Consider the following 13,422-nt stretch of genomic DNA (forward strand, 5'->3'; position numbering starts at 1 on the left):
TGATCGCCGACGAGCTGCGCCGGCAGGCCGACGTCTTCACCGACCTCGTCGAGCTGCAGTCCAAGCTCGGTCGCGACCCGTCCGAACGCCCCGCCCCGCGCGATCGTGAAGCGCGTGGACACATGCCAAAATTCTTGCAGGAACCGAAGGGAAACGACCCACACGACTGGACCCTGAAGGCGGCGCCACATTCCGCAAGTGCGGATGGCCCGTTGGCATTTGTCGCTTTGAGATATCTTGGCGACGGCTCGGGTCGCTTGCATGAAAGGGGCCGCGTCCGGCATCATGGTTTTGCTGGGCGAAGTGAACCTGCTGTGGCTCTGAAGAACCCCGACGCTATTGCCGTCATCGTGACCGCCCTCCGGCTTTCTCACGGCGACGAAGCTGCACGAGCCATGCTGGTCGGCGGCATGAGCCTGGCCGTGCTAATAGAGACGATGTTCTCCGCACCGATCGGGCGACGCGATGCCTTTCACAACATCACCGGCGCGTTGGACGACTTCGCCATTTCGCCGGAACTCGGTCCGGTCTGGCACCTTCACTACGTTTACGAAAGTCATGGCTCGTTTCGCGTCGTCGATATGGAGATTGCGACGCCAACCGGCACGCTGTCCAGTAAAGACGTCTGGCTTCGTCTGCCCGTCTAGCTTCTCCCCACCTCTGCGATGTGGCCGGTGCTGTCGACGATTAGCGAGCGCGCGGTGCCTTCCTTGACGGCCTTGTAGGTCTTTATCTTTCCGGCTGGTAGTTCCTGGATGTGCGAATAGCCGGCGGCGCGAAGCTTAGCGATGATCTCCTCCGACGTCAGGCTGAGCGCGGACGAGGATCCCCAAACCAGTGCGAGGGCAGCCATCATGAAAGATCGCAGCACTTGCCCTCCTTGCGCGCTCGCCGCCACCGGGTTGGCCCGTTAGCCTAACCCGTGTCTATCGCCGCGATGTCCTGCTCTACTGGGCAATCGCCAACCTGCACGAAGCCGTCCCAGGCCTTCAGGTCGACCACCAGGCGCTGGCGGTGCATCCCTAGATCCTTAAAGCGACTGGCGGTCTTTCAGTCTCGCGTAGCCGTCCACAATCAACTCAATCGCACTCGACGTAGCGCTATTCCGCAATACGAATTCGGACATGCAAGGGACCTAGCCCACAACCAGATGTGCGCCTGAGGGAGGCACCCAAATAGCCTCCAGCCGACTCCGACCAGTGGAGCGCCTTGTCACCTATGTGCCCGAGCTCTAGCTCAAGATCGAAGTCCGAAAAAAGCCCGCCAGAGTCGGGCGAAGAAGGTGATCAGCATTTAGTCGCCGACCGGCGGGCAATTCGTTGCACCGTCGTCGCAGCACTGTCCGTCTCCATAGACGCATCGAGCAGCGCAAAGGGCCGTACCTGATTTCTTGGAACAGCAGATTCCACACGCAATCACGTTAGCCAGTATTTTAGCTACTTCGCCTTTTTCAGAAGGCTTCATCAGAGACTTTGGAAGAAAGATGCTGAAAGGTACTTCCCCGTCGTGCTTCGTCTGAATTTGAACTCTACTTCCGTATCATCGGGCGATTTTCGGTCTGACGTGTACAATTTATCAGCCATCGCAATTCTCCTTGGGCTAATTACCGCAACCTAAAGGTAACCAATTTTGATTAATCTTCGAATTTAATTCTATTTAATTAGCATGTTTAACGTAACAGTCCAATTTAATGTGGTATTTATTTAAGCCACGCCGGGTTGGATCGGCTACCGAGATTCTAACGAACTCGTTTTGAGGCAGTAGGTGCGACAATCGACGTGCGCTCTGCGGGGCGAACCCGTTTCTCGGAGAAAAACTATGGAGCAGAACAGTTCTCATTCGACACGCATCCCAAAGTCCGGCTCAATCAGCTTCGGCCGTTCAAAAGCAAATTGCTTGATCCGCAGCATCTCTGTATACGGTGCCGCCCTTGATATTGCAGGAAATGAAAAGATTCCCGACGAATTCGCGCTGACTGTCATTCCGGACGGTGACCCACGTCGCTGTTCAGTCGTCTGGCGTAAAGACAAACGTATCGCCGTCGCATTCTATTGATAAGCCGCCAGGGTGGCACCTACCAGCGTTGATATTTTGCAAGGTACTTACGGATGCCGCTTTGATGGCGGAAGGTCTCGCCCTGTCCCACAGAACAACCCCATGAACGCCGCCGGTTGGCCGGTAAAAGTCACCTCCGGCGAGATGGGTGAGATGGATCACGTGCGTCCTGGTCTACTGATCGAGCGCGCTTCCTTCGGGCCGGAGGCGTCTACCGAGGGGCTCAGGTCAGGCCGGATTTCAGCAGCGGCAAGCCGCCGCAATTTGCGACGCCGAACGCTCGTTAGAGGAACGAACGCGCAGAGGAAAACTTGCAGCTTTTGCTAGCTGTCTCCCTTGAGCTGGCGGAGCGGCCCCGGCATCAACCCTCAGGCCGCCCAGCCGGGGTCGCCTCTAAGCCGCGCGGCCTTGCCTTACTCGGCGGGGCTTCCTTGGGAACACAAAGCTGCGTCCAGAGTCTGCCCATGTAGTGGCGAGACGTCCTATGACATCACGACAAGATTCCGTCCGATGTCCCAAGTGCGACCGCCCGACAAGGGTTATAGAGCGCATTTGGAACCCAAAGCCACCCGGCTTCCTCCGGATCTTCGAATGCGAATGCGGCGAGTTGGTCTGGGAAGAACAGCCACATGAGGAGGTGGAGGCAGGGCCTTGAACAACGCGCCCGCCCTACGCACGCCGATGGCCGGCAGATGAAGATTACCTTTGGCGAGATGCGCCTGCGTGGCGTCCTGGTCTACTGCCATTGCGGTCACAACGTTGCTCTAAGCGCCGATCGCTGGCCAGACGATGTTCGCTTGTCTGATATCGAACCACGGTTCGTTTGCGAAGGGTGCGGATCTCGCGGCGCAGACGTTCGGCCGGATTCGACTGGAAGGCCAAAGCGCCTTTCGGTGGCTTGGGTAAAGACGGCCCCGGCCGTCGGGGCTTTTGAGGTGTCGGAGGCCGGGGCCGCTGGAGGTGCTGGACGGCGTCGGTCCAGCGACTCGAGCCTAGGAAAGTTCGGCGTTTCGGTCTGTTCGCTTTCACACCTTGGCAGTACAGTTCCCCTCGGGGAACGGAGTAGCTGCAATGAAAGACATGCAGGTTCAGTTGGAAAAGCTCCGCACAGATGCCGCCGAGTGCGCCCTCATCGGTGATCTGGCGACCGACCCGAAGAAACGAGAGCTGTTTACGAGGCTGGCTGATCACCTGACGGTTCTCGCCTCAGAAGTTGAACGCGCAATCGCGGACAGCGTGAAGCACAATTGATGGAGATAGCCGGCGGCGGCCTTTCGAGGATCCGGTGAGAATTGGCGATTCCGGGTTTCTAAGGCTGTAGGGGTGGTTTTTGATTCGTATTTCCCTGCCACGGCTTCGAGTGCTCATGCTCAGCAATCCACTTGGCCGCGTCGCCTTCCGAAATAAAGCCCTTGATTACTTCCGTTTCGCCATCGGGCCACAGAATATCGACCCCCCAGCCAAGTCCGGGATTTTTCCGAGCCATGAAAATTGGTCGCTGCTCGAACATCCGCCGAATATGCGCCTATGATGCCCAGGTTCAAGCCAGCTATCCTGCCGCAATCAAACTATCGCACACTGCCCCCGCATCCGCCCGCCAAGCCGGGCCCGTTCGCTTCACGTGCAATGTCTAACCCCGACGCGCAGTAGCTCGCGCGCGTTCCGGGGCGCTCATTGAGAGCGTGAGGCTGCTTGGTCATCCAAGGTTCAGGGAGGAACGCCTAAGCTTGGTTGGCGGGGATAGTCTCCGCTGGAGTAGCATGGATGAAATTCAAACTTACTCTTGCCGCCCTGGCCGTTCTCGGTGGGACCGCATTCACAATTGCAACGGCATCGGCAATGCCAGTTGCTCCGCTGGGACAATCCAACAACGTCGCGAACGTTGAGACAGTAGCCCTGGTGTGCGGCCGGCACGGATGTGTCCGAACTCGCCCGGTCTATCGTCCCGCCTATCGCCGCGGCGTAGTCGTCGTCCGTCGGCCTTATGCCCATCGGTACTATCGGCGCTACTGATTCAGAACTTTCGTTCACGCGAAAGCCCTGCCGGCGTAAACCGGCGCACAGAAAGAGGCCGCCAACCAGGGCGGCCTTAGCTCTTGTTTTCCGCAGGCGGATACACCCGCGTTCGCAACGTGTTCACGGGCGGACTAAATACCTTGAGATAGCTCAAGGTAAGCACAAAACGGAAACACGGCACTGAGCACGATTCCTTACTTCGGAGATTGTAGACTAGCCGATGCTGGCGATGTCATGAAGCCGGCGGCGATCATGGCCGCCCCCGAATGTAACGATTATCTCAGCAGAGCGAAGCAGCTCCCCCACGTCGTCCGCGTGTGTCTCGCCGTTGTGGAGAATCGGGAAGTAGTAACGCATAGCCGCGGCCCTCGTCCTTTAGCCGCGATCATGCCCACATGTCGGGACGGCCCGCACCTGTCAAAAACGACAGGGCTTGGCGAGCGGATCACCGGGTACCCTCCTCACAGCCCCACAGCGTGTGTCGTCGTTGACCCGCAGCAACAACGCTCGACGCATCCCGCTAGACGGCGTGGTAACACTACGCCACCTTGTCCCCTTGGGCACTTGGCTGGCGCCGACAACCTACCGAAACCGACTCAATTGGCTTTAAACACCACGCCGATGCGAGTATCACTGGACCAAACGAGACGACAATCTCTGATGATACGGTCTCTTTCCAACATCATCTTGAATGTGGCACGCATGTGCAGCTTCGTCGGTAGCTCGATCCCAGCCCCGTCCTCCGAGATGTTGAAAACGCGGCAACGTTGGCTGCCGCCATCTCCAAAAATGTATGCGACCAAGTCGACGTCCGAACGATCGATCTTCCGGCGATCCGACATGATTACTTATCCTTGAGTTGACGCGGCTGTCTCGGGTCCTTCATTGGTCGAAGCTATTTCAAGCAGTCTAAACTGCCTCGCGATCCGTGCTGCCAAGCGCGACCGCTCTTTGGCTAACTCTCTCTCATAGTCGGATACGTCGTGTCCGTCTCGCTTAAGGACCTCGATCAGGATCGTTTGGCTCTGAACATAGGTCACCTTGTCAGCGATCTCTCGCGTCAAAACAGCCAGCTCGTCATCATTATCTGATGTCACGGCGATCTCCTTGGTCGGACTGATCACGCGCAGAAAGGCGCTATTTTGCATGCCCAATACTTACAGATCGTTACGCGGGCACCCTGGACCGCCCCTATAGGCGCGTGGCCAGTTCGGCCCTGGCCAAGCAAGCTGGGTGCAAGCGCAACCTCGCGACGTTCACGCTCCAAACCTGGAACTCATCATTTACCAGCATGCTATACGATGGTGGTCCGCAGCGCTTTTGCTGGCGAGAAATCGATGTCCAACGATCGACAAGAGATCCGCCCGTGGTCGCCGGAAGAAGAAGCGCAACTACTTGCGCTACTCGATGAGGGCATGACTGCAACCGAGCTTGGCGAGCGCTTGGGTCGCAGTCGCCAGGCCGTCTACGGTCGGTTACAACGTTTCCGCAAGCAGCGAGGCCGAGTAAGCCGCACCAGCAGGCGCGCCTTCGCGCGATGGATCGGTTAGCCGGCGGTGTCCCTCCCCGGCGCAACAGCCGCCGCGGCTTTGCATCATTCATCCCGGCAGCAACCTTGCTCGGCAGTGCGGCGTCGTGTTGTGCGCGCCAGCTGGACGATCGCAACCGTCGAGGCGACGTACCCTCGAAGGGTGTTGACTTGCGCTGACCCTGACGGAATGGACGGGATAGCGGAGAATTGCCTAAACTGACGCGATGCACCGCGAAATCAAAGAGATGCTGATCGGTTCAGGTGTCATAATCCTACTCGGCATCGGCATCATCGCATGGCCGCCCCTCGGCCTATTCGTTGATCGCTACTTTTTCTCGTACCTGAGACTGGCGCTGCAGTGGGCCATCTCTTGAAGCAAATCGGCACCGACCCTGAGACAGTTTCAGATTCCCCTCGCCGCGGCGTCCAAGGAATGCCCGAAAAGCCATTGAGTAACGAAGACGTCGCCGAAAGGCTCAAGGTCGTGCAAAAAGCCGTTGCCGGGACGCAGACGGCGTTTTGTAAGCGGATCGGGATTGAAGTGCAGCGCTGGAACAATTTCGAACGGGGCCTGCCAAACAGCGCCGGCATTTTGTTGGTGCAAAAGATTCCTGGCCTTACCCTGGATTGGTTATTTCTAGGGAAGCGGATGGATTGCCACTCCAACTTCGCGACGAGTTGGAGCCCACAACGCCGCAGCTACAACCCTGAACATGCGCGTCACTCCTGTCGGTGAGGGCGCGTTTAAATTTCGTTGCGCGTAGTGGGTGAGTGCGCGGCTTGCGAACTGCGCCCTATGTTGTTAGAGACGCGCCTTCAACATCGAAGGAGCGTCGCTTTGCCTAAAAAGAAACAAGTAGTTCGCCGCGAGTGGACGAAGAATGACATCAAGGAACTTAAAGCGCACTCAAAGGCGCGAACGCCTGTCGCCAAAATATCCAAGGCAACCAAGCGCACCGTTGGTGCGCTCCGTCAGAAGGCGCTCAATCTCGGAATAGGCCTCGGGCATCAGCGCTAAATTGACGCTGGTCTAGGTGATACTGAGTCCGTTGAGCGAGCCGCCAAAACCGATATGGTTTAACGGTCGCATCTGCGCCGATCATGTGCAGACTGCTGCATCCGTTAAGGCCGCCGGAGAACTTCGCGGCTTTGGGGTTGAGGGCTCGCCATCCAGCCCCGGCGGGCCCTCCCTCCGTCAGCAAGACTTTTTCCCCGAATGTGACATCGACAACATTGCGGAATCGTGCCGTCGCTGTAGGCTTATCTCGCCGGGGCTGGAATCAATATTTTACGTCTTCATTTTACCCGGCTGGCCGCAGTGGTACGCCGCTGCGGCCTTTCCGTTTGGCGCCTATCTTCACGGCGCGTTTGGAGGGCTCACCCCATCCGTAGATTTTCAGCCGAGTCTTTTCCGCGGTTGTTCACGACATCGAAGCTAACCTTAGCTCCCTCTGCAAAAGACGTGTAACCAGCCTTCTCAACCGCTGAGATATGGACGAAGACGTCCTTGCCGCCGTTGTCAGGTTGAATGAACCCGTAACCCTTCGTCGGGTTGAACCACTTCACGGTCCCCATAGCCACTTAACTTCTCCGTTCTTCAAACAGGAAAACTAGTACTAGAGCTCAGACAAAAGCAAGGCTGATGCGGACGCGTATTTGCGCAATGGATCGGATAGCCGACGGTCGCTCACCCGTCACAACTCCGGTGTCTTGGCGTCCCTGACCGCAGCCACAACGCTCGACGTGGCCTCCTGCTGGACAGCGTTGGCAACACTGCCGATCCGGGGTGCGCCTGTACGATTGCCAGCCTGTAAGCGGTTGTTTTCGGGATGCCAGTTTGTCTACGCAGCAAGACTGACGTATTGAAGTCCGATGTACGATGATAGTCTTCTGTTTTTGCTGCTCGCGCTATTTGCTCTGACGCCGTCCTGATAATGCTTTTTTGTGCTGGGGAGGACATTATGCGAGGCTCTCGCGCAATCCTTTACGAACGACTTAACGAACTCGCTTCTTAACTCTCAGAGTTGAAGGATCTTCGAGATCTGGTGGAAGAAGCTGAGCGAAGCGCCCGCGGTGTGCCTCCATTACGCTTGACACATGCTCCTTCGCGCCGCCTTCGAAGTCGTAATCCGGGGGCCATGTCTGTCCGCCTCCGTCGCCACGCGCCACCAGCGGGGAATGCAGGAGCTATCAGCCTCCCGGATAACGACAACCAAGTCGATTGGACTTTGCTGGAGCCATTCCCCGACGAATGGGCTTCCTCCTAAAGCCACTGGAAGCGCTGACTCGACGAAGAGATCGATCCAATGCTAGCGGCCCACCCACCCTGAGAGCACACAGCTAGCCACCCTTGCAGCCCGCGGGTGCCGAGGCTGGTCCGGCCGCACCTATCAATCTGGTTCACCCTTCGCCAAACTCCCTTTCGGCAACCTGCAACGGCGAGAGTGAAACAGGGAAGACGCTCAGCACGACCTATGCGGGCTCGAGGTGAGCAACCAGAAAAGCGAATGTCACTTGTCGGCGAGAACACCGGCGTGAAGCTCAGGTCATTTCGTAAATGATTGGTTTCAAGACCTCTGGAATTGCGATGACGAAGAACGACATCGCCGTGTTCGACGCGATGCGCCCTGATCCGAACGGACGGAGACAATGGGCCGGCCGACTGGGGACGCGCGAGGCAATAAAACGGGATCGCCTACGGCTAGCGGACCTTCGAGGTGGCAAAATGAGGTATCGAACGGCATCGCGTCGCTCGACGGGTGCGGAGAACATCGGCTCAAATTCTAATCCTCCGGCGCCTTCCTTCGGCCCAGAACGATAGTTTCAACTCTCAGGCAGGGCATGCACCTGTAGGCATAGGCGGCGGGCAGGTTTGCAATTGCCGGCAGGGACGCGAGAAACTCCATTGGACGCTGACATCTGTTGCAGATGAGGGTTGGTGCCTTGTCCGTGCCACCACCTTGCGCCATTGCTGGTCCGCCAAAAGGTGGGAACTGTAATTCCAATGGCCGGCGTTTACACCTCCGGACGACTACAGGGCGGCTGTATGGAAAATAGGCCCCCGCCAGCGTGAGCCGCTATTGCTCCTGGACCGAGACTCAGTTCTGATTTCGATCATTGCGGCCAAATTGCTGGCGGGAGGCGATGGTGAATGGCGAAGCCGGATGCACCGTTTGTAGCCAAGCTCGACTCCTCAAAGCTGTTTTCCCCGTCACCAAAGGCTACGAACTGAAGCGTTATGAATGCGCGAGCTGCCGCAGCGATCTGTGGCTAGTTACGAGAGTGTCCCGATCATCCGCGCCTAAGCAGCAAAGCGGAAGATCCCGACGAGGTACGCGGCCCAAGACCATCGAAGCGGTCTTGAAGGGCGCCGCTCGTGCCGCAGCTAATCCAAAGCCGAAAGCCCCGCCAGCGTGACTGGCCCCCGCAGCTTTTCCATTTCTGTACGATCAGCCGCGGCCTTCCGATTGCCATTGGAGAATGAGGTTTCCCGCCGCAGGGCGGCCGCGACAGGGCACCCTTATGATACCGATCGCTCAGACCACCCTGGCGGTGTCAATTAACTCGCCGCCATGCCGACCTGCACCGGGGACGCGACCCCGACCTCACGCGAAGCCATTTCCCGGCCCCGCGAAATCTTGCTGAAACAGAGGGGGTCAAAGCGGCGGTGTCGAACACGGGGATGCCACATGCTAGTCCTGATGAACCTGACCTGGCGGCGTCTTGCCTACACGATGCTAACCGGTATGCGGTCCAAGCTTGTGCGCCAATGACGACAAGGGCGGCCGCGTAAGAAAGCATCCGTGCTGCGTCAAGGACGGTCCGCCAGCCCGCCCCGGAGCCCTCCCCTTGGGCGCCAGGATTCAAGGAGCCGGCGACTGGGCCTACGCGAATGTCCTGGTCCACTGCCATTGCGGCCATCACGTTGCACTAAGCGCCGATCGTTGGGCCGGACCACGTTCGCTTCTCTGATGTCGAGTCGCGGTTTGTGTGCGCCGGATGCGGCAACCGAGGGGCTCAGGTCAGGCCGGATTTCAGCAGCCGCAGGCTTACCTCGAAGGCTCGTTAGCAACCCGAGCTTATTTTGGTGCGCAATTTCCAAAAAGAGTCTCGACGGGTCCAACACATTTAGGCGGTGCAAGGCGTGGCATTAACAGCATGAATGCCGCGCAGATCCTCACGACATCGGAAGAGATCGAGACCTAGATGACGGCACCGCAAGAAGAGGCGTTGAAGCTGCAGCGCCCTTGCCGGACGGATCGCTCCGGATCGTCGCCCGCGGCGTCAAGGAGGATCCGGTTGGGCCGCCAACGTGACCGGCGATAGCGACGACCCGGACCGGGGCCCTTTCGAGATCATCGCGCGGAGCAGGTCCACAACTCTTGCGATCTCAAGCCCGCAGCGAGCTCGAACGCTCCTCGATGGCCTTGCTCCAGAACGAGATGCCAAGTTCACAACCGGTCCGGCTTCTCGGAGTGTCCTTCTTCGCTCCACGGTGAGGAGCGGCTGCAACTCGGCCTGCCGATTTGAGAGGCGCAGTAACGAGCAGGATTTCAGGAACGGCGCAGACGCAGGTCGCGTGCGGTGCGGCAGAATTCATCAGTTAACATTCGTGAATCCCAAAATGGAAAGACTTGCGGTAGGATCGGCCTTCAGAGGGGCGTACCCATGTTTGAACAAGCGACAACCGCTCTATTGCGAGCGGTACTCGACGAGGTCTGCGAAAGGCTACCCCGAGACGAGACCGGCGCTCGCACCCACGTGGCCTGCAAGATCCTCGAAGCCGCAAAGACCGGCGAAACGACACCGGACGAGCTGCGGCAGATCGGCCGGAAGGCCCTGACCCAAGCGCCGATGACGTGGCGTTGATCGGGCGAGGTGCGGGGTGAACTTCCAGGTCACAGTCTTGAAAATCCTGGTGAGTTACCCGGAAGGATTCGCCGTGATGGCGGACCTCAAGCGCGACATGGCCATCCTCGCGACCAGCGGCCCGGAATGGGCCGAGCAACAAGCGGCTGGCCGCGCGCGTGCCCGGACTCGACGTTTTTTCGGATGGCCTCGTTGAGCGTCAAAGCGGTGGATGGAGGATCACTCTCAAAGGGCGAGCCGTGCTCGAATCCATGGAGGCGCGCCGAAGCGAGGACCACGCCTTTGAGGAGGTCTCAATAGAAACGACCGGCGCGCCGGCGCCAGCGTTGCCGCAACCGATGGAGCGAGCGAAGCGCCGACGCGAACGTCGGCAGCGTCGATGCGAAGCCCGCGAACGCGCGCGAGCGCATGCATCTTAAGGAAGCAGCAGCTGAGTTCGCCTAGATGCCGTAATGGGCCCTGCTCCGAGGAAGGGGTCATGATGGTGGCTGTCCCCCGATAGATGATGAAACGGGGTCACGACTTGAGTCGGCCCCAAGCATCTAGAGACGGAGGACAGCCGTGGAGAACTATGCCGGAATCGACGTGTCATTGGAACTGTCGAGCGTGTGCGTTGTGGATGCCCAGGGTAAGATCCTGAGAGAGGCGAAGGTCGCAAGCGAACCCGACGCCTTAGTTGAGTTTTTTGAGACGCTCGGCTTTGCAGTGGAGCGGATCGGGCTGGAGGCTGGGCCGCTATCCCAATGGCTGCATGCGGGGCCGAGAAAAGCAGGATTCGAAACGGTTCTGCTGGAAACACGGCACGTAAAGGCCGCATTATCGGCGATGACGGTAAAGACTGATCGTAAGGATGCCCGCGGGATAGCCCAGTTGATCCGGATGGGCTGGTTCCAGCCGGTGCACGCAAAGTCGGTCGGTGCGCAGGAGATCCGGGCACTCCTGATCGCGCGCAAACAGCTTCTCGGGCGACTTATCGATGTGGAATTAAGTATCCGAGGGATTTTGCGTGGCTTCGGGCTGAAGGTTGGCCCGGTGACGCGGAGGAATTTCGAAGCGCGGATCCGAGAGTTGGTTACTGGTCAGGCGACATTAGAGCGCATTGCCGGTGCGATGCTTTCGGCGCGATCTGCTTGAAGGCAGAGTACGGAAGGCTGCACAAGGCTGTGCTGGCAACTGTGCGTGACGATGCGGTCTGTCGCCGGCTTATGACCGTGCCGGGCGTTGGTCCCTTGGTGGCCATCACCTACAAATCGGCGATTGATGACCCTCATCGCATCGCGAAATCGAAGGCGGCAGGTGCGCTGTTCGGGCTCACGCCAAAGAAGTACCAATCGGGAGAAAAGGACGTCACGGGCGGAATCACGCTGGCCGGTGACGAGATGGTGCGCACGGTATTGTATGAAGCCGCCAACGTTCTGCTATCGCGCATCACGCGGTTCTCAAAACTTAAGCGCTGGGGGATGGACGTCGCCAAGCGGCGAGGCTCGAAGCGCGCAAAAGTTGCCTTGGCACGTAAGTTTGCAGTGATCCTGCATCGGATCTGGGTCGACGGCACAACTTACCGATGGGCTGAAGCGGGCCCGATCGCAGCATAGAGCACGAGGAGAAGAGCCGGAATGCAACCGGGCTGAACAGAAGCCCAGTGCCCGAAGTCCCGTCGCCGGGACGGTGGATGCGGTGAAGCCGTTACACGCCCAGTGGCCGTCGTCCGACGAACCACGCGTATCTAGATAGGCTCACCGCTCCCTCTGACAGCATGATGTGGCGGCCAAGCGTTGACCACGGATAGAAGCATGAGTTCGGCGGCGCGACGCTCACCGGGAGGCTTGACATCATCGGGCCCATTACAGAAGGGCGTGTACTCATCTGTGGACGCCCCGCGAGATGCAAGCGATTTTTGAAGAAGATCGGCGTAGTCGGATGCTGCCATCTGTCCGGCCTCTGATGGTGCAGCGATGAAGCTGCGGGCCCGTATGGGAGTTCGCAGACCGGAACCAAATCATAAACGCGTGCTCGGTAGGCACGATGAGTACACCTGGTTCTTCCGGTCTCGTCTCGCCGATTGTTGCGCCATACTCTCCTTCGACCGACTACATCTCCGACGACCTCAGGTCCGCCAGGATCACGCCTTGGCTGCGACCGGAGCCCTGTAATTCTCCTGCGAGCGCGATCGTTTCCAGCATGTGCGGTTTGCGAGCCAGCATCTGTTCGAGCCACGATCCCCTTGGCGCACCGCGTTTGCTCGCCTGTTGCACGACCGTGCTGCTGCCGATGATGAGGAGGCGCCTGAGCGTGCGTTCGCCCATCTTGAATGTCGCACCGAGCTTCTGCTTGCCGCCTGTCGATCTTTGAAGAGGCGTGAGACCGAGCCATGCCGCGAAGTCACGGCCTTTGGCAAAGGTCTCGGCCGGCGGTGCTAGAGCGGGATCGCGGTGGCGGAGATTGGGCCGATGCCGGGAACGGTCATTAGCCGGCGCGATACCTCGTCCTCGCGAGCACGTCGCGCGATCTCCTGGTCGAGATCCGCGATCTTGCCATTGAGGTCGGTCAGCAGGTCCAACATCAATCGGAACATGGCGTGGGCCGCTTTGGGAAGCGAGCTGGCCATCTCTTCCTCCTCCATCAGATCGATAAGCATCGCCACGTGCGATGGCCCCTTAGGTGCGACCCAACCATATTCAGTGAGATGTCCCCGGATCGCGTTGATGAGCTGCGTTCGCTGCCGCACCAACAGGTCACGGGTCCGAAACACCAGACCCGCCGCCTGTTGCTGTTCGCTCTTCACGGCCACGAACCGCATGCTCGGCCGCTGCGCTGCCTCGCAGATCGCCTCGGCGTCGATCGCGTCGTTCTTTTGCCGCTTCACAAACGGCTTTACATAGGCGGGAGGGATCAGCCGAACTTCGTGGCCAAGCCGAGTGAGCTGACGGGCCCAGTGATGGGCTCCGCCA

At 58.9% G+C, this 13,422-nt stretch carries 9 protein-coding genes and 5 pseudogenes; 9 read left to right on the forward strand and 5 right to left on the reverse strand.

The features are described from left to right. Window positions 1-161, forward strand: a pseudogene (locus AC0L3B_RS37355) (LabA-like NYN domain-containing protein); the annotation flags it as partial. Between the two features lie 482 nt (window positions 162-643). Here the strand turns inward: AC0L3B_RS37355 and AC0L3B_RS37360 are convergent. Next, complete coding sequence (locus AC0L3B_RS37360) at window positions 644-871, reverse strand: hypothetical protein (RefSeq protein ID WP_473382492.1); 228 nt, start codon at window positions 869-871, stop codon at window positions 644-646. 947 nt (window positions 872-1,818) lie between these two features. On the opposite strand from AC0L3B_RS37360, the gene AC0L3B_RS37365 reads away from it, so the two are divergent. Continuing rightward, window positions 1,819-2,055, forward strand: a complete 237-nt coding sequence (locus AC0L3B_RS37365; protein WP_473382495.1) for a PilZ domain-containing protein — start codon at window positions 1,819-1,821, stop codon at window positions 2,053-2,055. Between the two features lie 1,071 nt (window positions 2,056-3,126). Continuing rightward, on the forward strand, window positions 3,127-3,306 hold the full coding sequence (locus AC0L3B_RS37370) for a hypothetical protein (protein ID WP_129276010.1): 180 nt from the start codon (window positions 3,127-3,129) through the stop codon (window positions 3,304-3,306). 1,361 nt (window positions 3,307-4,667) lie between these two features. Here AC0L3B_RS37370 and AC0L3B_RS37375 read toward each other — a convergent pair. Both AC0L3B_RS37375 and AC0L3B_RS37380 read right to left on the reverse strand, forming a co-directional pair. Next, complete coding sequence (locus AC0L3B_RS37375; RefSeq protein ID WP_473382497.1) at window positions 4,668-4,913, reverse strand: PilZ domain-containing protein; 246 nt, start codon at window positions 4,911-4,913, stop codon at window positions 4,668-4,670. Window positions 4,914-4,919: 6 nt separating this feature from the next. Next, window positions 4,920-5,219 carry a hypothetical protein gene (locus tag AC0L3B_RS37380; protein WP_473382499.1) on the reverse strand — a complete coding sequence of 100 codons (300 nt, stop codon included), beginning with the start codon at window positions 5,217-5,219 and terminating at the stop codon, window positions 4,920-4,922. Window positions 5,220-5,372: 153 nt separating this feature from the next. On the opposite strand from AC0L3B_RS37380, the gene AC0L3B_RS37385 reads away from it, so the two are divergent. Together AC0L3B_RS37385 and AC0L3B_RS37390 are read left to right on the forward strand one after the other, a co-directional pair. Beyond that, window positions 5,373-5,621: a helix-turn-helix domain-containing protein gene (locus AC0L3B_RS37385; RefSeq protein WP_473382501.1), complete on the forward strand. Its 249-nt coding sequence runs from the start codon at window positions 5,373-5,375 to the stop codon at window positions 5,619-5,621. A 414-nt stretch (window positions 5,622-6,035) separates the two neighbouring features. Next, a complete protein-coding gene (locus AC0L3B_RS37390; RefSeq protein ID WP_473382504.1) occupies window positions 6,036-6,338 on the forward strand; it encodes a hypothetical protein in 303 nt (100 codons plus the stop codon). Between the two features lie 641 nt (window positions 6,339-6,979). Here AC0L3B_RS37390 and AC0L3B_RS37395 read toward each other — a convergent pair. Then, entirely contained in the window at window positions 6,980-7,183 is a 204-nt protein-coding gene (locus tag AC0L3B_RS37395; RefSeq protein ID WP_473382507.1) for a cold-shock protein, read from the reverse strand. Window positions 7,184-9,775: 2,592 nt separating this feature from the next. Here AC0L3B_RS37395 and AC0L3B_RS37400 point away from each other — a divergent pair. The 4 genes and pseudogenes from AC0L3B_RS37400 to AC0L3B_RS37415 form a co-directional block, all read left to right on the forward strand. Then, window positions 9,776-9,918: pseudogene (locus AC0L3B_RS37400) on the forward strand (SOS response-associated peptidase); the annotation flags it as partial. A 352-nt stretch (window positions 9,919-10,270) separates the two neighbouring features. Further along, the gene (locus AC0L3B_RS37405) at window positions 10,271-10,471 is read left to right on the forward strand and encodes a hypothetical protein (RefSeq protein ID WP_473382510.1); all 201 of its coding nucleotides are present in this window, start codon (window positions 10,271-10,273) and stop codon (window positions 10,469-10,471) included. Window positions 10,472-10,487: 16 nt separating this feature from the next. Continuing rightward, window positions 10,488-10,890: pseudogene (locus AC0L3B_RS37410) on the forward strand (hypothetical protein). Window positions 10,891-11,032: 142 nt separating this feature from the next. Next, window positions 11,033-12,066: pseudogene (locus tag AC0L3B_RS37415) on the forward strand (IS110 family RNA-guided transposase). A 495-nt stretch (window positions 12,067-12,561) separates the two neighbouring features. On the opposite strand, the pseudogene AC0L3B_RS37420 reads toward AC0L3B_RS37415, so the two are convergent. Beyond that, window positions 12,562-13,422, reverse strand: a pseudogene (locus AC0L3B_RS37420) (IS110 family RNA-guided transposase); the annotation flags it as partial.

The organism is Bradyrhizobium sp. Kon56 (genome assembly GCF_055807635.1).

Bases quoted from the DNA above. Each gene is read 5' to 3' on its own strand.
- AC0L3B_RS37405 (WP_473382510.1), top strand. From the start codon at position 10,271: ATGTTTGAACAAGCGACAACCGCTCTATTGCGAGCGGTACTCGACGAG.
- AC0L3B_RS37390 (WP_473382504.1), top strand. From the start codon at position 6,036: ATGCCCGAAAAGCCATTGAGTAACGAAGACGTCGCCGAAAGGCTCAAG.
- AC0L3B_RS37365 (WP_473382495.1), top strand. From the start codon at position 1,819: ATGGAGCAGAACAGTTCTCATTCGACACGCATCCCAAAGTCCGGCTCA.
- AC0L3B_RS37370 (WP_129276010.1), top strand. From the start codon at position 3,127: ATGAAAGACATGCAGGTTCAGTTGGAAAAGCTCCGCACAGATGCCGCC.
- AC0L3B_RS37385 (WP_473382501.1), top strand. From the start codon at position 5,373: ATGGTGGTCCGCAGCGCTTTTGCTGGCGAGAAATCGATGTCCAACGAT.
- AC0L3B_RS37375 (WP_473382497.1), bottom strand. From the start codon at position 4,913: ATGTCGGATCGCCGGAAGATCGATCGTTCGGACGTCGACTTGGTCGCA.
- AC0L3B_RS37380 (WP_473382499.1), bottom strand. From the start codon at position 5,219: ATGCAAAATAGCGCCTTTCTGCGCGTGATCAGTCCGACCAAGGAGATC.